Annotated in this window: 24 protein-coding genes and 1 pseudogene; 12 read left to right on the top strand and 13 right to left on the bottom strand. The window is 62.4% G+C overall.

Annotated features, from left to right (window positions below):
• Positions 1-75: 75 nt before the first annotated feature.
• The 3 genes from ACVWVY_RS26950 to uvrA all read left to right on the top strand — a co-directional run bounded on the left by ACVWVY_RS26950 (position 76) and on the right by uvrA (position 4,040).
• The gene (locus ACVWVY_RS26950) at positions 76-735 is read left to right on the top strand and encodes an outer membrane protein (RefSeq protein WP_456629207.1); all 660 of its coding nucleotides are present in this window, start codon (positions 76-78) and stop codon (positions 733-735) included.
• A 78-nt stretch (positions 736-813) separates the two neighbouring features.
• Complete coding sequence (locus ACVWVY_RS26945; RefSeq protein ID WP_456629206.1) at positions 814-1,002, top strand: hypothetical protein; 189 nt, start codon at positions 814-816, stop codon at positions 1,000-1,002.
• 53 nt (positions 1,003-1,055) lie between these two features.
• Positions 1,056-4,040, top strand: coding sequence for an excinuclease ABC subunit UvrA (uvrA, locus tag ACVWVY_RS26940; protein ID WP_456629205.1), 2,985 nt, complete (start codon positions 1,056-1,058; stop codon positions 4,038-4,040).
• 147 nt (positions 4,041-4,187) lie between these two features.
• Here the strand turns inward: uvrA and ACVWVY_RS26935 are convergent, their stop codons facing one another.
• The 4 genes and pseudogenes from ACVWVY_RS26935 to ACVWVY_RS26920 form a co-directional block, all read right to left on the bottom strand.
• Positions 4,188-4,559 carry a nuclear transport factor 2 family protein gene (locus tag ACVWVY_RS26935; protein WP_456629204.1) on the bottom strand — a complete coding sequence of 124 codons (372 nt, stop codon included), beginning with the start codon at positions 4,557-4,559 and terminating at the stop codon, positions 4,188-4,190.
• 142 nt (positions 4,560-4,701) lie between these two features.
• On the bottom strand, positions 4,702-5,028 hold the full coding sequence (locus tag ACVWVY_RS26930; protein ID WP_456629203.1) for a PRC-barrel domain-containing protein: 327 nt from the start codon (positions 5,026-5,028) through the stop codon (positions 4,702-4,704).
• A gap of 126 nt (positions 5,029-5,154) precedes the next feature.
• Positions 5,155-5,646 (bottom strand): AAA family ATPase, encoded by a 492-nt coding sequence (locus ACVWVY_RS26925; protein ID WP_456632318.1) that lies wholly within the window; start codon positions 5,644-5,646, stop codon positions 5,155-5,157.
• A gap of 72 nt (positions 5,647-5,718) precedes the next feature.
• Positions 5,719-5,820, bottom strand: a pseudogene (locus tag ACVWVY_RS26920) (AAA family ATPase); the annotation flags it as partial.
• A 192-nt stretch (positions 5,821-6,012) separates the two neighbouring features.
• On the opposite strand from ACVWVY_RS26920, the gene ACVWVY_RS26915 reads away from it, so the two are divergent.
• Together ACVWVY_RS26915 and ACVWVY_RS26910 are read left to right on the top strand one after the other, a co-directional pair.
• On the top strand, positions 6,013-6,342 hold the full coding sequence (locus ACVWVY_RS26915) for a hypothetical protein (protein ID WP_456629202.1): 330 nt from the start codon (positions 6,013-6,015) through the stop codon (positions 6,340-6,342).
• A gap of 672 nt (positions 6,343-7,014) precedes the next feature.
• The gene (locus ACVWVY_RS26910; protein WP_456629201.1) at positions 7,015-7,674 is read left to right on the top strand and encodes an outer membrane protein; all 660 of its coding nucleotides are present in this window, start codon (positions 7,015-7,017) and stop codon (positions 7,672-7,674) included.
• A gap of 188 nt (positions 7,675-7,862) precedes the next feature.
• On the opposite strand, the gene ACVWVY_RS26905 is transcribed toward ACVWVY_RS26910, so the two are convergent.
• The 3 genes from ACVWVY_RS26905 to ACVWVY_RS26895 form a co-directional block, all read right to left on the bottom strand.
• Positions 7,863-8,720, bottom strand: a complete 858-nt coding sequence (locus ACVWVY_RS26905; protein WP_456629200.1) for a PCC domain-containing protein — start codon at positions 8,718-8,720, stop codon at positions 7,863-7,865.
• A 3-nt stretch (positions 8,721-8,723) separates the two neighbouring features.
• Positions 8,724-10,316 carry an acyl-CoA synthetase gene (locus tag ACVWVY_RS26900; RefSeq protein WP_456632317.1) on the bottom strand — a complete coding sequence of 531 codons (1,593 nt, stop codon included), beginning with the start codon at positions 10,314-10,316 and terminating at the stop codon, positions 8,724-8,726.
• A gap of 192 nt (positions 10,317-10,508) precedes the next feature.
• Positions 10,509-10,637, bottom strand: coding sequence for a hypothetical protein (locus tag ACVWVY_RS26895; protein ID WP_456629199.1), 129 nt, complete (start codon positions 10,635-10,637; stop codon positions 10,509-10,511).
• An 89-nt stretch (positions 10,638-10,726) separates the two neighbouring features.
• Here ACVWVY_RS26895 and ACVWVY_RS26890 point away from each other — a divergent pair, with 89 nt between their 5' ends.
• A complete protein-coding gene (locus ACVWVY_RS26890) occupies positions 10,727-11,254 on the top strand; it encodes a DUF3828 domain-containing protein (protein ID WP_456629198.1) in 528 nt (175 codons plus the stop codon).
• Between the two features lie 58 nt (positions 11,255-11,312).
• On the opposite strand, the gene ACVWVY_RS26885 is transcribed toward ACVWVY_RS26890, so the two are convergent.
• Positions 11,313-11,711 carry an SPW repeat protein gene (locus tag ACVWVY_RS26885; protein ID WP_456629197.1) on the bottom strand — a complete coding sequence of 133 codons (399 nt, stop codon included), beginning with the start codon at positions 11,709-11,711 and terminating at the stop codon, positions 11,313-11,315.
• 310 nt (positions 11,712-12,021) lie between these two features.
• Between ACVWVY_RS26885 and ACVWVY_RS26880 the strand changes: the two genes are divergently transcribed.
• Complete coding sequence (locus ACVWVY_RS26880; protein WP_456629196.1) at positions 12,022-12,294, top strand: GNAT family N-acetyltransferase; 273 nt, start codon at positions 12,022-12,024, stop codon at positions 12,292-12,294.
• 167 nt (positions 12,295-12,461) lie between these two features.
• On the opposite strand, the gene ACVWVY_RS26875 is transcribed toward ACVWVY_RS26880, so the two are convergent.
• Both ACVWVY_RS26875 and ACVWVY_RS26870 read right to left on the bottom strand, forming a co-directional pair.
• Positions 12,462-13,253 (bottom strand): fumarylacetoacetate hydrolase family protein, encoded by a 792-nt coding sequence (locus tag ACVWVY_RS26875; protein ID WP_456629195.1) that lies wholly within the window; start codon positions 13,251-13,253, stop codon positions 12,462-12,464.
• A gap of 158 nt (positions 13,254-13,411) precedes the next feature.
• The gene (locus ACVWVY_RS26870) at positions 13,412-13,813 is read right to left on the bottom strand and encodes a DUF3597 domain-containing protein (RefSeq protein ID WP_456629194.1); all 402 of its coding nucleotides are present in this window, start codon (positions 13,811-13,813) and stop codon (positions 13,412-13,414) included.
• Positions 13,814-14,108: 295 nt separating this feature from the next.
• On the opposite strand from ACVWVY_RS26870, the gene ACVWVY_RS26865 reads away from it, so the two are divergent.
• Together ACVWVY_RS26865 and ACVWVY_RS26860 are read left to right on the top strand one after the other, a co-directional pair.
• Positions 14,109-15,023 carry a DUF2189 domain-containing protein gene (locus ACVWVY_RS26865; RefSeq protein WP_456629193.1) on the top strand — a complete coding sequence of 305 codons (915 nt, stop codon included), beginning with the start codon at positions 14,109-14,111 and terminating at the stop codon, positions 15,021-15,023.
• A gap of 310 nt (positions 15,024-15,333) precedes the next feature.
• On the top strand, positions 15,334-16,149 hold the full coding sequence (locus ACVWVY_RS26860; protein ID WP_456629192.1) for a lytic murein transglycosylase: 816 nt from the start codon (positions 15,334-15,336) through the stop codon (positions 16,147-16,149).
• A gap of 53 nt (positions 16,150-16,202) precedes the next feature.
• Here ACVWVY_RS26860 and ACVWVY_RS26855 read toward each other — a convergent pair whose 3' ends face one another.
• Positions 16,203-16,469: a hypothetical protein gene (locus ACVWVY_RS26855; RefSeq protein ID WP_456629191.1), complete on the bottom strand. Its 267-nt coding sequence runs from the start codon at positions 16,467-16,469 to the stop codon at positions 16,203-16,205.
• 839 nt (positions 16,470-17,308) lie between these two features.
• Here ACVWVY_RS26855 and ACVWVY_RS26850 point away from each other — a divergent pair.
• The 3 genes from ACVWVY_RS26850 to ACVWVY_RS26840 all read left to right on the top strand — a co-directional run bounded on the left by ACVWVY_RS26850 (position 17,309) and on the right by ACVWVY_RS26840 (position 20,129).
• Positions 17,309-17,461 (top strand): DUF1127 domain-containing protein, encoded by a 153-nt coding sequence (locus ACVWVY_RS26850; protein ID WP_456629190.1) that lies wholly within the window; start codon positions 17,309-17,311, stop codon positions 17,459-17,461.
• Between the two features lie 132 nt (positions 17,462-17,593).
• A complete protein-coding gene (gene trmFO, locus ACVWVY_RS26845; RefSeq protein ID WP_456632316.1) occupies positions 17,594-19,027 on the top strand; it encodes a methylenetetrahydrofolate--tRNA-(uracil(54)-C(5))-methyltransferase (FADH(2)-oxidizing) TrmFO in 1,434 nt (477 codons plus the stop codon).
• A gap of 4 nt (positions 19,028-19,031) precedes the next feature.
• On the top strand, positions 19,032-20,129 hold the full coding sequence (locus tag ACVWVY_RS26840; protein ID WP_456629189.1) for a serine/threonine protein kinase: 1,098 nt from the start codon (positions 19,032-19,034) through the stop codon (positions 20,127-20,129).
• Positions 20,130-20,227: 98 nt separating this feature from the next.
• Here the strand turns inward: ACVWVY_RS26840 and ACVWVY_RS26835 are convergent, their stop codons facing one another.
• Together ACVWVY_RS26835 and ACVWVY_RS26830 are read right to left on the bottom strand one after the other, a co-directional pair.
• Entirely contained in the window at positions 20,228-21,091 is an 864-nt protein-coding gene (locus ACVWVY_RS26835; protein ID WP_456629188.1) for a phytoene/squalene synthase family protein, read from the bottom strand.
• Entirely contained in the window at positions 21,088-21,471 is a 384-nt protein-coding gene (locus ACVWVY_RS26830) for an Mth938-like domain-containing protein (protein WP_456629187.1), read from the bottom strand. Before ACVWVY_RS26830 ends, ACVWVY_RS26835 begins: the two co-directional genes overlap by 4 nt.
• Position 21,472: the final 1 nt, after the last annotated feature.

The raw sequence follows: 21,472 nt of genomic DNA, 5'->3' as shown, positions 1-21,472 counted from the left end.
CGCTATATGCGCAAGCAACCTCAAATAGACTACTCGCGTAGTTGCGTTGGAAATCCCGAAGAAGGAAGAAACAAAGTGAAGAAAATTCTGTTGACGACGACCGCCCTGATCGCATTTGGGATCGCGCCTGCGGCCGCCGCAGACCTTGCCGCGCGGCCCTACACCAAGGCGCCCGCCGCAGCGATTGCGATCAACAACTGGACCGGCTTCTACCTCGGCGCGATGGGCGGCTACGCCCAGGAAAACTCTTCGGACATCGGTACGCTCAGCGGCGGATTCGCCGGCGGCACCGCTGGCTACAACTGGCAGACCGGCAACCTCGTCCTCGGTATCGAAGCCGACGCCGCTTGGGCGGACGTGGGCGCGACCGTGGCTGTTGTCCCGGGCCTCGCCTCGCTCAGCTACAAGATTCGCGACATGGGCACCGTTCGCGGCCGCGTCGGCTACGCCTTCGATTCGGTCCTGATCTACGGCACCGGCGGTTGGGCCTGGTCCGACAACCGCTTCACCGCAACCGCGCTCGGCGTGAGCATCTCGGACAGCAAATTCCACTCCGGCTGGACCCTTGGCGCCGGTGTCGAAGTCATGTTCGCACCGAAATGGTCGGTCAAGGCCGAGTACCTCTATAAAAGCCTCGAAGGCCAGACCTACTTCGGCAACGTTGTGCGGGGCGGCCTTCCCGTCGGAACGATCAATCTCAACAGCGTTCAGCTCGGCGTGAACTATCACTTCTAAGACTTCTCTGCTGCAACTGCCTCTCGCCTCCGTTCCGATCAAACCGGAACGGAGGCGTTTTGTTTTGCGGTTCCTGCGATGGACCTGCTGACTGCTACTGCCAAAAAGCGTTTGCTTGAAGCGTTTTCCCGACGCGAACCGGTCCCTACTTCGCTTGAAACCCGAGGGCGCAAACAATCCGTTGATGATTCGCACGCGGCACTGGAAATCCATCACCGTTCTTCCTATGTTCCGACTTTCAATCATCGGCGCCTGATCCCGGCCTAGCCCGGCAATGCGCGCCCAACGTGGCGCGCGCCTGCACGCCTGGAAATGCCGATATGGATGAAGTGCTCAGGGCGAAGCGCCAACCTAACGCCGGCTCCGCATCGCGCGCGATAACCATCCGCGGCGCACGCGAGCACAATCTCAAGAACATCGATGTCGAGATACCGCGCGACAAGCTCGCCGTGTTCACCGGCCTGTCCGGCTCCGGCAAATCCTCGCTCGCCTTCGACACCATCTATGCCGAAGGCCAGCGCCGCTATGTCGAATCACTCTCGGCCTATGCGCGCCAGTTTTTGGAGATGATGCAGAAGCCCGACGTCGACCAGATCGACGGGTTATCTCCGGCGATCTCGATCGAGCAGAAGACGACGTCGAAAAACCCGCGCTCCACCGTCGGGACCGTCACCGAGATCTACGACTACATGCGCCTGTTGTGGGCGCGCGTCGGCGTGCCCTATTCGCCGGCCACGGGGCTGCCGATCGAAAGCCAGATCGTCTCGCAGATGGTCGACCGCGTGCTGGCGCTGCCCGAAGGCACCCGCCTCTATCTGCTCGCGCCGGTCGTGCGCGGCCGCAAGGGCGAGTACAAGAAAGAGCTCGCCGAATGGCTCAAGAAGGGCTTTCAGCGCGTCAAGATCGACGGCACGTTCTATGAGCTTTCCGAAGCGCCGATCCTCGACAAGAAATTCCCGCACGACATCGACGTGGTGGTCGACCGCATCGTGGTCCGCCCCGACATCGGCCAGCGCCTCGCCGAAAGCTTTGAGACCGCGCTGAAGCTTGCCGAAGGCCTGGCCGTGATCGAATACGCCGACGCGCCGGCGGGTGCTGCGGAAGAGAAGAAGTCCGACAAGAAGACCGCAAAAATCCACGACAAGAGCGGCCCCGAGCGGATTCTGTTTTCGGAAAAGTTCGCCTGCCCGGTTTCCGGCTTCACTATCCCTGAGATCGAGCCGCGGCTGTTCTCGTTCAACAATCCCTATGGCGCCTGCCCTGCCTGCGGCGGCCTCGGCGTCGAGCAGCATATCGACGAGGATCTTGTCATTCCCGACAAGGAGGCGACCTTGCGTAAGGGCGCGATCGCGCCGTGGGCAAAATCGTCGTCGCCCTATTACATCCAGACGCTGACCGCGCTCGGCAAATTCTACAAGTTTACGCTCGACACCAAGTGGAAGGACCTGCCGAAAAAGACGCAGGCCGCATTGCTGCACGGCTCCGGCGACGACGAGATTAAATTCTCCTACGAAGACGGCGTGCGCTCCTACGACACCAAGAAACCGTTCGAGGGCGTCATCACCAACCTCGAGCGCCGCTTCCGCGAGACCGAGAGTGAATGGGCGCGCGAGGAGCTGGCAAAGTATTTCTCCGACATTCCCTGCGCAGGCTGCAACGGCCATCGCCTCAAGCCCGAGGCCTTGTGCGTCAAGATCGGCGGCAAGCATATCGGCGAAATCTCGGAATTGTCGGTGCTTCGCGCCGGCGAATGGTTCCAGACCGTGCCGAAGGCGCTCAACGCGCAGCAGAACGAGATCGCCACGCGCGTGCTGAAGGAAATCCGCGAGCGGCTGTCGTTCCTGCTCGACGTCGGCCTGAATTATCTCACGCTCGCGCGCGCCTCCGGCACATTGAGCGGCGGCGAAAGCCAGCGCATCCGCCTCGCCTCCCAGATCGGCTCGGGCCTGACCGGCGTGCTCTACGTGCTGGACGAGCCCTCGATCGGACTGCACCAGCGCGACAATGCGCGGCTACTGGAGACGCTGAAGCGGTTGCGCGACCTCGGCAACACCGTGATCGTGGTCGAGCATGACGAGGACGCCATACGTCTGGCCGATTACGTGCTCGACATCGGCCCCGGCGCCGGCATGCATGGCGGCCACATCGTGGCGCAGGGCACGCCCGCCGAGATCATGAAGAACCCGAAGTCGCTGACGGGAAAATACCTCACCGGCGAAATGTCGGTGGCGATCCCCGAGCGCAAGCCGCCGAACCACAGGCGAACCATCAAGGTCATCAACGCCCGCGGCAATAATCTGAAGAACGTCTCGGCGGAAATCCCGCTCGGGCTGTTCACCTGCGTCACCGGCGTCTCCGGCGGTGGCAAGTCCACGCTCCTGATCGACACCCTCTACAAGGCGATCGCCCGCAAGCTGAACAATGCCAGCGAAGGCGCCGCCCCCCACGACCGCATCGAGGGGCTGGAGCACATCGACAAGATCATCGACATCGACCAGTCGCCGATCGGCCGCACCCCGCGTTCGAACCCCGCGACCTATACCGGCGCGTTCACGCCGATCCGCGAATGGTTCGCCGGCCTGCCCGAGGCGAAAGCGCGCGGCTACGAGCCGGGGCGCTTCTCCTTCAACGTCAAGGGCGGCCGCTGCGAGGCCTGCCAGGGCGACGGCGTCATCAAGATCGAGATGCACTTTCTGCCTGACGTCTACGTCACCTGCGACACCTGCAAGGGCAAGCGCTACAACCGCGAGACGCTCGAAGTCCTGTTCAAGGGCAAGAGCATCGCCGACGTGCTCGACATGACGGTGGAAGAAGCCGCCGAGTTCTTCAAGGCCGTCCCGCGTGTCCGCGAAACCTTCAAGACGCTACACCGCGTCGGCCTGGATTACATCCATGTCGGCCAGCAGGCGACGACGCTTTCCGGCGGCGAAGCCCAGCGCGTCAAGCTGGCGAAGGAACTGTCAAAGCGCGCGACGGGACGCACGCTCTACATCCTCGACGAGCCGACCACGGGGCTTCATTTCCACGACGTCGCAAAGCTTCTGGAAGTGCTGCACGAGCTGGTCTCGCAGGGCAACACGGTGGTCGTGATCGAGCACAATCTGGAGGTCATCAAGACCGCCGACTGGGTCATCGACCTCGGCCCCGAAGGCGGCGACGGCGGCGGAGAGATCGTTGCGTGGGGTCCGCCAGAGGATATCGTCAAGGCGCCGCGGAGTTACACGGGAAAATTCCTGGCCCCGGTGCTGAAGAAGGCGGATGGCAAGCCGCGGAAGAGCAGCAGCGCGAGCGAGGCGGCGGAGTAGCGAAAGTCAAAGTGAATTGCGGTGTGATGAGATGTGAAGTCCTCAGGAATGGGTAGCAAATACCCCGCTGGTCTTTATCCCGGCATCCGCGGCAGTCTCGCTCCGCCGACCCCACGCGCTCCGATCTCGCGAACAGACCTCGGACTTTTACTCCACGATCTTCCAGTAGGAGTCCTTGCGGATCACCTTGCCGTTGCGAAATGTATAGAAGTCGCAACCATGGACCTCTTTTCTCGCTCCCTCGCGGGTGGTGCCTGTGAGCGTCCATTTTGATATGCCCGTGTCGGCAGCCGAATCCACAAAATGTGCATCATTGCCGTAGTGGACATCAGGCAGGCCTTCAAAGCGTGTCGCCAACGCTTCCCGTACGTTCCGTTTGCCCTCGAAACGGGAGCCCCAAGGCTTGTTTCCCCTTGGCATCTCCAGGATACAATCGTCAGAAAAGAGCGCCATGATGCGATCAAGATCGTGCGCGTTGAAGGCTTCACATAGCTCCGTCAGTGTCGATCGAATGTCCATTCGTCCGCTCCATCCCCCGGATTATCGCTATTCGTTTGCGCATGGATATTGGCGCTGAGGCCGTCAAGGCCAGCAAGCGTAGCGCGGATTAGCGAAGCGTTCCCCGCCAGCACGAATCATGCCTTCAGCAAGCACCGGCGTTCTACACCGTCCAGTAATGCGGATGTGGTCGCGAGCGATCGCCCCAGTCGAAGGCTTCTTCATCGAGTTCGGACGGACCGGCGCGCAGGTCTTCCGGCGTCACATCGGTCTGGTAGACCTGCCGCGCGGGATCAAATCGGAGGGCGTCCCACCGGATCGGACAATGATGGTGGCTGCCGAGCAGCCCTCCGGTCTTGACGACGGCGTAAGCAACCGTTCCGCTGGCCTTGTCGAGCATCAGGCGTTCGATCGAGCCGAGCTTTGTGCCGTCGCGGCAGTAGACGTTCACGTGCTCAACGCGATCACTGGGCACCAGGGTATGAGGCATGGCGTCCTCCCTGTTTTCTCTTGATCTGCTGGCTTTATAGCACGGATGAGCCGGGTAGGCAGGGGCGTCCGGTTGCCGCGGAGCACCAATGCACGACTGGTTCCAGCGCGTAGGATGGGTGGAGCCTCACTCCTCCATCGCCGCTTCCACGAACCCCGCCGGGTCCTCGTAAAATTCCCGCATGACCTTGTAGTGATCGGTGCCCTTCACCGTCACCGGCTCCAGCCCGTACTTCGTCAGCCGCAACAGAGTCGCGTTGGGATACGCCATCAACATCGGCGAGTGCGTGGCCATGATGATCTGGCAATGGCCGATATTCTCCATCCGCCGCATCAGCTTCAAAAACTCGATCTGGCGCGCGGGTGATAGCGCAGATTCCGGTTCGTCGAAGATGAAGATGCCCTGGCGCTGGCAGCGCTCTTCGAAAAAGCGCAGAAAGCCCTCGCCATGGGAATGGGAGAGGAAGTCGGGCGGCGGACCTCCTCCCATTGGATATTTCTGGGCCATCTCGTCCAGGTATCGGGCGACCGAGAAAAAGCTTTCAGCGCGGAAAAACCAGCCATTGGTGATTTTGGGCAGCCAGCTCGCCCGCAACGCGCTGGACAATTTGCCTCCCATTTTTTCCAACGCCCAGGAGTGGTCGACCGTCATGTAGCCCTTGCCGCCGCCGGCTTCGTCGTAGCCGGCGAGTACGGCGATGCCTTCAAGCAACGTGGATTTTCCCGTGCCGTTCTCGCCGACGATGATGGTGATCGCCTTGTCGAAACTCAATTCGAAATCATCGCGCAGCAACGGAAGGCAGAACGGATAAGCCTCGCGGTTGGCGATGCGCGACGGTTCGAGCCAGATGCGCTTGAGGTACGGCGCCGGCAGGTTGATCGGGCGGTTGCGGCTGTAAGCCATTGGGTCGGATCCCCGGAAACAAAGCCGTTTGTCATGGTTATACTATGGAAGCCGTACAATCCTAGATGGCACAGCCGCCCCATGCCAAGCGCCACCTACACCCTCTTCCGCAACGCCATCCGCGGCGAGCAGCAGGTCGTCTGCATCTATGACGGCCGCGTGCGCGAACTGTGCCCGCACATCATCGGCACCAACAAACGCGGCGAAGAGGTCGTGCTGGCCTGGCAGTTCGGCGGCGAGAGCTCAGGGCCGCTGCCGCAATGGCGATGCCTGAAGCTGGCGAATATCAGGAGTGCCCCGCACGCGTGCGGGCCGCTGGCAAGAAGGCGGCTCGCATCAGACGACGCAGACCTGCGTCAGCGACATCGATATCGACATCAACGTTCACGTGCGAAAGCGCAGATGAGGTAAATGCTGCAGTCGCAGGGTTGGCAAAGCGTGCCAAGACATGTTCGACGAAAGATGATGGGCACACTTCGCTTTGCCCACCCCACGGGCTGCGAACTGATTTGCTTTACGCGCAAGCGCAACTTCATGCAGCGGCCTGCGACCAATTGACACCACGGGCAAATCACCAAAAATCTGACCAGCCCTTCTCGCAAAAGCAATCCATGCTGCGGCATAAAGAAAGAATGGATTGCTTCGCTTCGCTCGCAATGACGTGGAGAGAGCGCAACCACGACGCCTCCCGATATTCCAAGCGATATCGATGCTTTAAACGACAAACCGCGGCGTACTGAGCACTCGCACACGCGTACACAACGATCGTGATTGCACGAACACAGCCGCCGCTCTCTTCACAAGTCGAACAACTCCGCGCCGCGCGTCGCCGCAGTGCCGTCGAAATAGCAACCTGCCCGTGTCAATGCGCGGTCGCGCTTCGGTCCAACTTTTGCCGGCATACAAATCGTATGGTTAACCCGCAAGCGAACGTTCTCACATCCGCCGGACGTCGCTTGCAGACGGCTCTTTGAGGGCGCGTTCGCGCCCGTTTCCACAACGATACGTCACCATGCCGGTGCGATCGGTTCGCTATCGAGCCCGCAGGGGGTTATACGAATGCTCAACTACAGGGGACAAAATATGAAACGACTACTTCTAGCTGGTGTGGCCCTTTCGGTCGCGACTGCGGCCTCCGCCGCCGACATGCAGGCGCGGCCCTACACCAAGGCCCCTCCGGCGGTGGTGTCTCCGGCGTATAACTGGTCAGGCTTCTATGTCGGCGCGATGGGCGGCTATGGCTGGGGGACCGATGCGGGCAGCGGTGGCTTCGGCGGTGGCACGGTCGGCTACAACTGGCAGCTCCCCGGCAGCCAGTTCGTGTTCGGTGTCGAAGTCGACGCCGCCGGCGCCAGCCTCAAGGACAGCTTCATCGTAGAAGACGCTGGAATTCAGGCCACGGTAGACTCCAAGATCAATTCATTCGGAAGCGTGACCGGCCGTGCCGGCTTCGCGATGGATGCGGTGCTTCTCTACGCCAAGGGCGGTTTTGCATGGGGCAACAACAAGACCACCATTTCAGTGCCAGCGTTCGGCGCAACGTCTTCGGATAGCCACACTCATACCGGCTATACGCTCGGCGGCGGCATCGAATACATGTTCGCACCGAACTGGTCGGCCAAGGGCGAATACATGTTCACCAGCCTCGGCAGCGAGAACTATAATCTGTTGGGCGACTCGCAGCCTTCCGGCAATATCGACTTCCACACCATCAAGGTCGGGGTGAACTATCACTTCAGGTAAGGTCGAGAACTGTAGGGTGGGCAAAGCGTAGCGTGCCCATCTTACGGAATGATACGAACCGTCGTCACCCGCGAAAGCGGGTGACCCTGTATTCCAAAGGCAGCAGTGATTGGCTGATAAGCCGCGGCGTACTGGATACCCCGCATGCGCGGGGTATGACTCCGCTTTTGGAGCGGATAACGGACCGCTCACACCACCTCGAGCACCAGCTCCATCGTCATCAGCACCGGGTTGTCGCCGCGCATCAGCCGGCCCTCCGCGATGCCGCCGAGATAATCGACCAGCGCGACGTCGAGCTCCGCCTGCAGCGTGCCGTCGGCGCCGGGCACAATGGTGCCGGCCTTGATCGCAAGCTCGGTCGCAAACGGCACCACGGTGCGGCCATCGCTGAAATGCGCGCCAATGGTGGAGCCTACGCCGCCATGAATCCGCGCGCGCAAAATTCCGTGCTGCCGGCAGAACGTCTCCAGCGCCGCGGCAAAATCCTGATTCGGCCGCAGCCGCAGCACGAAGGCGCGGCTGTCGGCCTTCACATCGGTGCCGGCGCGCGCCACTGGCCCGAACAATTTGAAATTGGTCTCGGGATCGGGCTCGGCCACAAACATCGCGCCGTCGATGCCGAACGCTTCCACTGCGAACGATTCGGCGACGATGCTCTCCTCGGGCAGAATGTGGCCACCGTGCAGCGATCCGTCGGTCTCGGTCCACAGTCCGTGGCAATGGAAGAACGGCGCACCATCGCGTTCGCCGAGTGTCAACGCGCCGAGCTTCAGCTGCGTGATGCCGGAGGGTCGAAACGTATCGCTGTAGAACGCCGCGTTGGTGCCGGTCTTCGACAGCGCCGGCATCACATAGGCAAACGGCCCAAGCGCCCCTCCCCGCATGCTCAGCACGCCGCCTGAAAATCCGGCCTCGGCAAAGCCGCGGCGCGCGGCTTCCAGCAGCGGCAGGCCGGCGGCAAGCGTGAATGAAAACGCGCGGCCCCGGGCCTCGACCCATTGGATACGCTGGGGCACCGCCGCGCCGGGTTGGTCAATGCTGCGCATCCCTCAGGTGCCCGTCGACTTCGCAACGAGTTCAAGCAACCCTCGCGCCTCGAGTTCATCGCGAACCAGCCGCTTCGGAATCTTGCCGTAGCCGGATTTCGGCAGCGCCTCCCAGAAGAAGAAGCGCTTCGGCATTTTGTAACGCGGCACCTTAGGCGCCAGGAACGCGGCCAACTCCGCCTCGCTCACCGCGACCGCACCCTCGCGCGCGACGCAGACGGCAACGCCCACCTCACCCCAGAACGGGTCGGGCACGCCGAGGACGGCGACCTCGCCGATCGCCGGATGCGTGAGAATCTTCTCCTCGACCTCGCGCGGATAGATGTTGGAGCCGCCCGAGATGTACATGTCCGAAGCGCGGCCGGTGATATAGACGAATCCTTCCTCGTCCATGTGGCCGAGATCGCCGGTACGAAACCAGCCGTCGCGAAACGCCTTCGCGTTGGCCTCGGGGTTGTCGTAATAGCCGGCGAACACGGCCGGACCAACCACGCAGATCTCGCCGGTCTCGAAGGGCTTGAGTTCGCGCCCGTCGTCGCCCTGAATCGAGACCTGCATGCCCGTGCGCTCGAAGCCGCAGGTGCCGATGCGGGCCTGCGGGCCATCCTCGGGATCGTGCAGATTGGCCGGCATGACCGTGATATTGCCGGTGACCTCGCCGAGCCCGAAATATTGCACCAGCACCGGGCCGAGCTTGTTCAGCGCCGCCTTCTGGTCCTCGCGATACATCGGCGCGCCGGCATAGATCACGAAGCGCAGCGAGGAATGGTCGTATTTGTCGACGGCGGGATGCTCGACCATCATCTTCAAAATGGTCGGCACGGTAAAAATGTTGCTGACGCGATGCGCCTCGATCAGCCGGAACGCTTCGGCGATATCGAATTTCTCCGACGGCAGCAGGAGCGTCGGCACGCCGCGCGCCGCCTGCACGAGCTGGTGCACGCCGGCGCCATGCGACAGCGGCGCGACCACCAGCGAGGCGTCGGTCTCCGTCGTGCCCGGCATCAGGTCGGCGAGATGATTTGTCACCACAAAGGCCATCTGGCCGTGGGTGAGCACCGCCGCCTTGGAGCGCCCGGTCGTGCCGGAGGTGAAGAAGAACCAGCAGGGATCGTCGTAATCGACCGCTGCGTTATCGATCCTGGCACCTGCATGATCGGCGATCACGCCGCCCACGGCCTTTTCACCAAACGTCCCCTCGCCGATCCGCCAGATGAATTCGAGCGTGGGATTGGCGGCAGCCTTAGCGTGATCCGGAAAATCGCCATGGCACAGAAAGGCCTTCGCGCCGGAAGCGGTGGCAAGATAGGCGACCTCGTCCGGCATCAGGCGGAAATTGGTCGGCACCCAGACGGCGCCCAGCCTGAAGGCCGCAAACATCGACCAGAACATCTCGTCGCAATTCTTGGAATGCACCAGGACGCGGTCGCCCTTGGCAATGCCCCGCGCGGCGAGTCCCGCCGCCAGCGCAGAGACGTGGCCGTCGATCTCGCGCCAGGTCCAGGATTTGTCGCCCCAGATGAAGCCAATGCGGTCGCCATGGCGGCGGGCATTTTGGGTGAGCATGTGCGCCAGGTTCATCACCCGGCGTGACATCCGCGCCAGGCCGCCGCGCGGGGTGGGAATAGTCACGGTTTCAGTCACAGGGAATCAACCATCACGCTTCGAAAAACAGACATGGAACACCTCATTCCGACGATAGCAGAAAGCCTCGTGACAGAAAGCCTCCTGGCAGAAAGCCTACTGGCAGAAAGCCTTGCGCCTGCTTAAATCCGCCGCGGGCCGGCGTTACCGTGTGCCGGTCCCCTTGCAGCGCTGGCATTTGACCACCCTGTCGCCCTTCTTCAGCAGGCCCTTGCCCTCGCAATTCTTGCATTTCTGCTTCTTCTTGATGTTGGGGCCTTTTTCATTGGCCATGATAATCTCCCGGCAAGCGTTGCACGCATCACCATAGCCAGCCCTGCACTCCCGTCCATAAGCCCGCACCAACGATTTAAGAGATCACCATGGTTACCCGTCGAAAGCTGATATTGTCTGGCGCAGCCGGCCTGCTGGCCGCCATCTTGCCGCGCGCGGGGTTGGCGGCGCCGGACGATCCCGTGGGCATCGTGACCGCCATTTACACCCGTGCCGCTAAAGACAAGGGCGATGGCGGCGGCGGGTTTGTGATCGAGAACAAGGCGGCGAAGGCAAAATACCTGTCGAAATCGCTGGTCGCACTCTGGGCCAAGGCGGACGCCCGCACGCCGAAGGGGGATGTCGGGCCGATCGATTTCGATCCCGTCACCAACTCGCAGGATCCGGACGTGACATCGTTCAAGGTGGTTGCCGAGAAGCAGGAAGCCGACAAGGCGACGGTCGCCGTCACGATCGAAAGTCATCAGCGGGAGGCGCGCGCCAAGGCGGCCGACAAGACCATCCGCTACGACTTTGTCCACGAGGCTGGCCAATGGAAGATCGACGACATCAAGGGCGCCGCCGACGGCAGCCCGTGGTCGGTCCGCGCCCTGCTCGTCGCTTCATTGAAGCACTAGGGTTTGGCTCGAAGGCCCGCCGGCCACGTATGGGGCCGGCGGGCCCTGCCCGCAATTGCTACGAATGGTTGGCCAGTTCCTGATCGCTCAAGCGCCAATCCTGCCAAAGCTGAAGCGCGCCCAGCAGGACGACGATTGCACCGAGGGCGATGTGCCAGGCCCGAAGCATGTCGTCGCCGGAGTAGCCGAGGATGAGCGGTGAAGCGATCAGCCAGAGGCCGAGCGCGATCTCGCCCACCTCCTCCCAGCGCTGCAGTGCGACATATTCGAGCTGGGCCAGGCCGAAGATCAGCATGCCGACCACGAACGTATTGAGGATCATGGTGCTGCGTTCGGCGTCCATCACGTCGTGGCTGGAGAAAGGAAACCACGGCGATACCACGATCAGCGCGCCAAGCAGCATGCCGAACCAGTCTTCCCATGTGCGATGTTTGTTGAAGAAACCAAAGCCCGACATTGTAAACCTCCTCTCGCAAAGAGGCATACGTCGGCGGCCGCGATCACAGCATTTCCGATATCGAGCAGACGCGGCCGCTTCGGCGGCGTATGTCATCCCAAAGACGTGGGAACCCCACACCCCGTTGCAAGGCCTCACCTGCAAAGATCTTGCGAGCGCGAACATTACGGCGGCGCCCAGCAAAGCCGTAAGGCAGGTCAGAACCCGCATGTCAGCCAATCCCTGGCGAGCCGGTTCCCCCGTCGCCGCCGGTTTGCATCGGCGGGTTCATGTTCCTAAATGAAGGCGTGAATCATCCGGGAATCGCCACATGGCCGCCGTCCGCGACAACAAGGCTCAAAACCGCTTCGAACTCGACGTCGACGGCGCTGTGGCGTTTGCGAACTATCGCGTCACGCCCTCGGCCGTCATCATCACCCATACCGAAACGCCCCGCCCGCTGCGTGGCCGCGGCATCGCTTCCGAACTGGTCAGGGGCGCGCTCGAACTGATCCGCGCCGACGGCCGCAAGGTCATCGCCGGCTGCGGCTTTGTCGTGGATTACCTGCGCAGAAACCCGGAGTTTTCCGATCTGGCGGGGTGAAGCCGGCGCAATTCGCTGTCGTCCCTGCGAACGCAGGGACCCACACTCCGTGTGGTTAAACGTTGCGCTCGATCGAAGACAGCGTGGGCGATACTCTCGCCTATCATTGCCTTCAGTGGTTATGGGCCCCTGCTTTCGCAGGGGCGACGGCGGTGGGTGCAGTATTCTCAAACGATCCGTATCGACATATCCGGCAGGCCCTCGAGCTTACACAACAGCACGTCGCCCTTCACGACCGGGCCGACATTTTCCGGCGTGCCCGAATAGATGATGTCGCCCGGCTTGAGTTCGAAGGCATCCGAAAGCTTGGAGATCTGCTCCGCCACGCTCCAGATCATGTTGCGCAGATCGGAGTTCTGCTTGACCGTGCCGTTCACCGCGAGCGAAATCGCGCCCTTGGTAAAATGTCCGGTCTTGGCCGCGGGGTGAATCGGCCCGAGCACGGCGGAGCGGTCAAAGCTCTTGCCGATTTCCCATGGCTTCTTCTCGTCGCCCATCGCGCGCTGCAGATCGCGCCGCGTCATGTCGAGGCCGAGCGCATAGCCGTAGACGTGGTCGAGCGCCTGCTCCGCCGGAATATTGGTGCCGCCGGATTTCAGCGCCGCCACCAGTTCGACTTCGTAATGATAGTTCTTGGTGAGCGAGGGATAGGGATGATCGCCGACCGCGCCGATCGCGACATTCTGGATCGCGTCGGTCGGTTTCTGGAAGAAGAACGGCGGCTCGCGATTGGGGTCCGAACCCATTTCGCGCGCATGCGCGGCATAGTTTCGCCCGATGCAATAGATCCGCCGCACCGGAAATACATCGGTCTCCCCCACGATCGGGATGGTCGTCGTGCCAACCGGAAAAATCGATTTCGGGCCGGCCTGCGCGGCAGCCGTACCGCCTTGTACGGCCGTGCCGGCCAGCGCCAGCGCGCCCGTTGCCAGGATGGTCCTGCGATCGACATCGCTCATTGGCGTCCTCCTTGTTTTGCTTAGTCTTCTTGTCCGCCCTGTCTACAGCGTTTTCTCCGCGAAGGGGATACCTTTGCGCGTTGCTGCATTGCAATCGTACCAAAAGAAGAAAGGCCCGCGTCGCCGCGGGCCTTCGCATCCATGAACCGGGCGAAGCGTCAGTGCTTGATATCAGGCGGCAGCTTGCCGCCATTGGCGGCCAGCTTGGTCATGACCTGCTTGTGCAGCCAGATGTTCATGCTAGCGGAATCGTTGCTATCGCCGGTATAGCCGAGTTCCTTCGCGAGCTCCTTGCGCGCGGAGAAGCTGGAATCGATGTCGAGCGCCTTCATCAGGTCGACGATCGAGGTACGCCACGCCAGCTTCTCGCCCTTGGCGGCGACTGCCTTGTCGAGAATCGGCGCGACCTCGACGGTGGCGGCGGCCGGTGCTGCTGCGGCACCGCCGGAAGATGCGGCTCCGCCCGACGACGCGGTGCCCGCAGCCGCGCCACCGCTGGCCGGTGCTGCGTCCGCCTTGGTGCCAAAGATCGCACCCATGATTTTTCCGAAAATGCTCATCGTTCACTCCCAATGACTTGAAGATGGGGTTCTGTCTCTCGCGGCACTGTTTGACCGGCAGCACCACGCCGGGATCGCCTACAAGTTTAGCCAGACGGGCGAGCGTTGCCAATGAAACATTCACCTAAGCGTGAGTGCCTTTGTCGCTGTTTGGGAGTACGCTGGCTGTTCAGTTCGCGACAAGGCCAGTTCCAGCATCCTGTCTTCGCGTCTGGCCTGATGGTGATCGTTTTGAACGGGGCGTTTGCGTCTCTCGTCTGGCGCAAAGTGCGACCACCGAAGGGAGACAGCGACCATGGCCACTTCTTATCAAGGCAATGTCACATCACTGACGCAGAGCGGGCCAGATACCGCATCTGCGCCGGTGATCCGAACCATCGGCCTATCAGAACTCCATCGGGCCTTGCAGCTCGGCTGGGAAGATTTCAAGGCCGTACCAAGCCACGCAATCATCCTGTGCATCATCTATCCCGTGCTCGGATTGATGCTGGCACGCGTCGTGCTCGGCTATTCGGTGCTGCCACTGTTGTTTCCGCTCGCCGCCGGCTTTGCCCTGCTTGGCCCGTTTGCTGCGCTCGGCCTCTACGAAATGAGCCGCCGTCGCGAACGCGGCGAACAGGCAACCGCCTGGGACGCGCTCGAGGTCGTACGCTCGCCATCGTTCGGCGCGATGCTCGGGCTCGGTGTGCTGTTGCTGGCGCTGTTCGTGACGTGGGTGGCTACCGCGCAGGCGATCTATATCGCCGCGTTCGGCTATGCCGGCGTGGCGGGCGTTTCCGATTTTGCCGAGCGCGTGCTGACAACGCCGCAAGGCTGGTGGCTGATCGTGGTCGGCTGCGGCGTCGGCTTCCTGTTTGCCCTCATCGCGCTGTGCATCAGCGTGGTGTCGTTCCCGTTGATGCTCGACCGCCATGCCGGCGCCGGCGATGCGATGGTGACCTCGCTGCGCGCGGTTGCACGCAATCCCGTGCCGATGGCGGTCTGGGGATTGATCGTCGCGGTGCTGCTGGTGGCAGGATCGTTGCCGGCCTTCCTCGGCCTCGCCGTCGTCATTCCTCTGCTTGGGCACGCCACGTGGCATCTCTATCGGGAGACGATCGAGCCGGAACTCAATCCGCAGCCGCTTCCGCCCCGCGCGCACCGCGAACGCAAGCCCGCTGCCGATTTCCCGGCCAATCTGTTCCCCTGGCGGCGCAAGGACAGCGCATAGGCTTGCACGGAACCTGGTCGATCACTCCGCCGGTCGAACCGACCGGCGGTGTTGTCGTTCACCGCTCACTAACGATGAATTGAGCATATTCAACGGAAAGGCATTGAAGGCTACGACATCAGCCTTGTTTTGGCCGATCTTGCTCCGAACATTCGGCGTAGCTTGGACACTGGAGCCTCAGTTCTGGTTGAATCAGAACCCGAAGCTCTCGATTCCCTTTTTTGACGCGTTTTCGTCACGCGAACGGTAGCCACTTCGCTCGAAAACGCTACAACGTCGATGATACATCGATCGTGGAGCGAACGGCCCGATGATCTCTCGCCTTTTTCTGCGCGCTCTGACCCTGGGCGCCCTGTTGATGACTTCTGCGGCGCCCGCATTCGCCGCGCCGTGCGGCACCGGCTCGTTCGAAACCTGGCTGGAAGATTTCAAGAAAGAAGCTGCCGCCAAAGGCATCTCCGCCTCAGCCATACAGGCTGGCTTGACCGACGTCACGCTCGACAAGAGCGTGCTGGCCCGCGACCATTCGCAGAAGGTGTTCAGCCAGACGTTTGAGGAATTCTCCGGCCGCATGGTTCCGCCCAGGCTGACCCGCGGCGCCAACATGCTCAAGCAATATGGCTCGGTGCTGGGTCGTATCGAACAGGCTTATGGCGTGCCTGGCGAAGTGCTGGTGGCGATCTGGGGCCTGGAAACCGATTTCGGCGTCAATATCGGAAAATTCGCGACGCTGCGCTCGCTGGCGACGCTGGCCTATGATTGCCGCCGCGCCGACATGTTCAAGGCCGAGCTGATGGACGCGCTGCGCATCGTCGAGCGCGGCGATATCGCGCCACAGGATTTGCGCGGCGCATGGGCGGGCGAAATCGGCCAGACCCAGTTCATGCCGTCGTCCTACATCAAGTTCGCGGTCGATTTCGACGGCAACGGCCGCCGCGATCTCCTGCGCAGTCCACCGGATGTGCTGGCCTCGACCGCCAACTTCCTCGCCAACCACGGCTGGCAACGCGGCAAGGACTGGGAGCCTGGCAGCGCCAATTTCGCTGCGATCAAGGAGTGGAACAAGAGCGAGGTCTACGCCAAGACCATCGCCTATTTCGCGACGCAGCTTTCGCGGGCGCCTTGAACAAAAAAATTCAAAGGGCCGATCGCAAGCCGACCGGCCCTTTGCAAGCTGATCTACTTCGCCGTACCCACATGCACCGCCTTGCTCAGATGCGCCGCGCAGGCACCCGCCTTGCCGCTCAGCATGGCATCCTGGGCAGCCGCGATTTCCTTCTGCGCGGCGATCTTCCCCTCACCGTCCGCCATATTCTCGATCATTGTTTCGGTCTTGCTCAGATTGTCGCCGCTGCAGGCGGCCGCTTTGACGCGCGCGGCGTTGGCTGGAGAGACGGCAAATGCCAGAGCTGCTATCGCAGTAGCTCCGAGAAATTTGTTGAGCATGGTAACTCCCTTTTTGTTTTTGGACAGACTGCGCCATTGCCGCCTGCAACAGCAATTGTTCGCCGAAGCGGGAGAACTTCAGAATGAACTTCGCGCGAGGTTGTGAGCGCAGCGCGCAGAGGCCTTATGCGGAATCGTGCTTTTTCATTACGGACTGGCAACAAAGGCAAGCGCGGCTTGCGGCAATCACCTTTGGTCGTGATGCAAATCATTCCGCGGCAACGATGGCGGGCACCTCAGGCGCGCCATCGCAGACGACAACAGGACAAGCAATTGGGCGGGGCCTTCCTCGGCCCGGCAGGCCGAACGCCGGGGACGCCGGCGCAGCAGACCGGCGCTGCATGATCAACCTCGCGCGGGCAGGCTTGTATCGAGACGCAGGTTGGCCGCCCAGCCCCCAGAGTTGCACAGGCAGGCGGCATTTCGGCGCTTTCCATAATGAATATATATTCATTCTTATGTAACGAGACGCATGCGATTTGCGCATAAGATTGTTCCAAAAAGCCTAGTCTTTTCGTACATTTTGTCCGCTTGGCATCGCCGTGTGCTTGTGCTCGGCCTCCCTGGACCGCCATTTGGCCAGACCGCAGAGTTATCCACCGATTACAATAAACCCGCAAATTTACGTCACTACTTGCATGAACAGGTACCCCATCGGTCGCGGTGGCCGATCGGTCCGGCAGCCATGCGCAAAGGTTAAGCGGATGCTACCATTGCCATGCGTTTTAGGATTAGCTGCATCGCAACATCGGAACTTCTGCACTGCGGAATCTAAGCTATATTCATTTCAACGATGACGCCAACCTCAAAGGCTGAATCGTAACTGCAAGGAGACTACGATGCTACTCTCGCTCATCCGCATGATCCAGGCGTTCCGGGATTATCAGCGCAATGTCAGCGAACTGTCCCAGCTCAGCGATCGCGAACTGGCCGATATCGGCCTCGATCGTTCGGACATTCCGCGCGTTGCCGCCGGGACTTATGCCAGCTGATCTCTGTTCAGCCGCCTGACGAACGGATAACGCCCGCCCCGCTGCGGGCGTTGTCGTTTCTGGTCTTAGTTTGACGCGTTTTCTTGACGCGGACCGGTGCGCTTGGCGCGAAAACGCGCTAACCCTGCGCGCATGATTTCCTCCACTCCCCAAACTGACACCGTCCATGTGATTGGCGGCGGCCTCGCCGGTTCGGAAGCCGCCTGGCAGGTTGCCAATGCCGGCGTTCGCGTCGTCCTGCACGAGATGCGCCCGCAGCGAATGACCGAGGCGCACCGCACCGAGGGTCTCGCCGAGCTCGTCTGCTCCAACTCGTTCCGCTCGGACGACGCCGCCAACAACGCCGTCGGCCTGCTGCATGCCGAGATGCGCCGGCTGGGCTCGCTGATCATGCGCTGCGCCGATGCCAACCAGGTGCCCGCGGGCGGGGCGCTGGCGGTCGACCGCGACGGGTTTTCCGCGGCCGTCACCAAGGCCCTGCACGACCATCCCCTGATCGAGATCGACCGGGCCGAAATCGCCGGCCTGCCGCCCGCCGAATGGGGCAACGTGATCGTCGCGACCGGCCCCCTCACCTCGGCGCCGCTGGCGGACGCCATTCGCCAACTCACCGACGAGAACGCGCTGGCGTTTTTCGATGCGATCGCGCCGATCGTGCACAAGGATTCCATCGACATGTCGGTGGCGTGGTTTCAGTCGCGCTACGACAAGGTCGGGCCCGGCGGCACCGGCGCCGACTACATCAACTGCCCGATGACGAAAGAGCAGTATGACGACTTCGTCGCCGCGCTGCTGGCCGGCGACAAGGTGGACTTCAAGGACTGGGAGACCAACACGCCCTATTTCGACGGCTGTCTGCCGGTCGAAGTGATGGCCGAGCGCGGCCACGAGACGTTGCGGCATGGACCGATGAAGCCCGTCGGGTTGACCAATCCGCATAACCCGACGGTCAAGGCCTACGCGATCGTGCAACTGCGCCAGGACAACAAGCTCGGCACGCTCTACAACATCGTCGGCTTCCAGACCAAACTGAACTATGGCGCGCAGCAGCGCGTATTCCGCACCATTCCGGGCCTGGAGAACGCCGAGTTCGCCCGGCTCGGCGGCCTGCATCGCAACACCTTCCTGAATTCGCCAAAGCTGCTGGATGGGCAATTGCGGCTGCGGGCGCAGCCAAGGCTGCGCTTCGCCGGCCAGATGACCGGCTGCGAGGGCTATGTGGAATCCGCCAGCATCGGCCTGATCTCCGGCCTCTACGCCGCAGCGAACGCGCGGGCGCAGTCGCTCGAACCGCCGCCCGTGACCACGGCGCTGGGGTCGCTGCTCGGGCATATCACCGGCGGCCACATCGAGACGCCGGAAGCCGGAACGCGATCGTTTCAGCCGATGAACATCAATTTCGGCCTGTTCCCGCCGCTGGCCAGTCCGCCGACCAAGAAACCCGACGGCACAAGGCTGCGCGGCAACGAGAAGACGGTGGCAAAAAAGCAGGCGCTCAGCGCTCGCGCCCTGGCCGATCTCGATCGCTGGATAACAGATCATCTGCGCATAGCAGCGGCGGCTTGACACCATGAGCTTGCCCAAAGACGACGCCGCCATCTTGTCGGCGCGCTGGACCGAAGGCGTGCTTCTCAAGCGCGACGTGTTCTCGACCGTCGAGCGCGGTCGGTTTCGCGAAGATTCTGGCGAGGTCGATGCGGTGCTGCGCCGGCTCGACCAGGTGCCGCTGTGGTCCTATCCGCTGGCCCGCCATTTGTTCGCCCGCGAACGCCACGCGCTGGCGCTGGCGCGCGATCTCGATGTCGGCCCCAAACTGCTATGGGCCGGCCGAAGAGCGCTGGTGCGCGGTTTCATCGACGGGGTCGCGCTGCATCTGGCAAAACCGCATGGCGACCTCGCCTATTTCCGCTCTGCCAAGCTCGCTTTGCGCAAGCTGCACCGCGCCGGCATCTGCCATAACGATCTTGCCAAGGAGCAGAACTGGCTCCGCGGCAGCGATGGCCGGGCCTATGTCACCGATTTTCAACTGGCCGCCTGTTTCAAGACAAGAAGCCGCCTGTTCCGGATCGCGGCCTACGAGGACCTGCGCCATCTGCTGAAGCACAAGCGAAGCTACGCGCCACAGGCTTTGACGCCGATGGAGCGCAAGATTCTCGCGCGCAAATCCTTTGTCGCCAGTATCTGGCTCAAGACCGGCAAGAAGGTCTACCAGGCCATCACCCGCGGCCTGTTCAACTTCACCGACCGCGAAGGCGGCGGCCGACGGCTGGTCAACGACGCGCCGGTCCTGATCGACCTGATCAGGAAGAACCCTGAAGTACGCGACACCGCCATCGTGGCTTTCGCCGACCGACGCACCGGCGTCGGGCTGTACGCCTTTGTCGAGGCCGACGACGTCGCGCTGGAAAAGCAGTTGCGCAGCGAACTGTCCTCCGCCAAAGGCGTCAAGCCCCCGGAGCATATCCAGGTGGTGCACGCCCTGCCGCGCGACGCCGCCGGCAAACCGCGCACCGAGATCCTGCAACTCGTCGCGATGAACCAGCTCGACCTGATCGAGCCGCTGATCACGAGCGACGTCGACCGCGCGTTCATGAAGGACATTCTGGAGAGCCGCAAGAATCTGCGGGACCGGTTCAATTTTGAAAGCAGCGAGTTGAATTCGCGATAGGTCTCCCAGCGTCATTGCGAGCGACGCGAAGCAATCCATTCTTTCTTCGTGTTGTGAGGTGGATTGCTTCGCGTCGCTCGCAATGACGATGCGGCCACCTACCCGCCAAATTCGCGCGACCGCGCCGCGCGCCACAAGGTCCACAAGGTCTGCAACCGCGACGTCGTGTGCGGCGTGAAGGGATCGGCGTCGGCACGCGACATACGCGTCAGATCGCGGCGGACCAGCGCCAGCGGCAGGAAAACCGGCCGCGCCTGCGGCGGCACGTGCGTGAGCAGTTCGAAGGCCGTGCCGAGATGCTTTCGGGCCTCCCCCGCCAACTGATCGGTCGCCGCGCGCGCCTGCGGCGTCTGCTTGCCGGAAAAGACCGCTTCCATCCCGCTACCATGTTGCTGCAGCAACTGCAGCGGCAGGAATAGCTGGCGCCGCGCGGCATCGAGCGGCAGCGTTGCGATCACCTGCGCCATGCCCTGGGCGAGGCCAGCATGGCGTGCGAGATGTTCGATCACAGCCGACGGCTGTGCCACGATCCGCGCGGCGAGCGAGAACAGCGCCGAGGAGGTGTCGGTGACATAGCCCTCCAGCGCCGCCATCGACGGCATCGGATCGTTGTAGAGGTCGAACTGATGCTCGTCGATCAGCCGCGACAGCGGCTCGACCGGCAGGCGAAATTCGGCGATCGTCTGCAACAGCTCGGCCGCGACCGGATTGCCCTCGACGCCGCCATGGCCGGCACCTTCCACCATGTCGGTCCACCATTGCAGCCGCATTTCGCCCGGCAGAGGTTGACTGACCTGCTCGCGCACGCGCGATATCTCGACATTGAAGGCGTAGACCGACAGCAGCGCGCGGCGCTGGATCTGTGGCAGGAATAGCGTCGATGCATAGCGGGCAAAGTCGTGCGTGCGCACCAGATCGGCGCAGAACGCGGCGGAATCTTTCGACGTCGCCGCCCCGCTCATGGCACCGCGATCAATGCCGCCGCGACGCGCCGGCGCTCGCCAAGCATGACGTTGTAGGTGCGGATCGCCGGTCCCGTCTGCATCGCATCGAGCACGACGCGCACGGCGCGCAGCGCCTCGCGAAGGCTCTTTGGCGCCACCCAGACTTCAGTGCCGGTGCCGACGATCAGCGTGTCGATGGAATTGGCAGCCTTGAAGACGCGCGCGAGCGAATATTCGTCGATCTCTGCAGGCCTGGTCACCTGCCAGGCCCAGATCGCATCCGGCAGGCACAGCAGCGAGCCGCGATGCGACATGTCGGCGAAGGCGAAGCCACCCTTGCCGTAGGCTTCGATCGGCGCCGACCTCGGAAGATGCGGAGCGTCCGAGGATGTGGGCATC

The sequence above is a fragment of the Bradyrhizobium sp. URHC0002 genome (assembly GCF_054059515.1).
The sequence above is the reverse complement of the archived record's forward strand: the minus strand, read 5'-3'. Positions and strand labels throughout refer to the sequence as shown.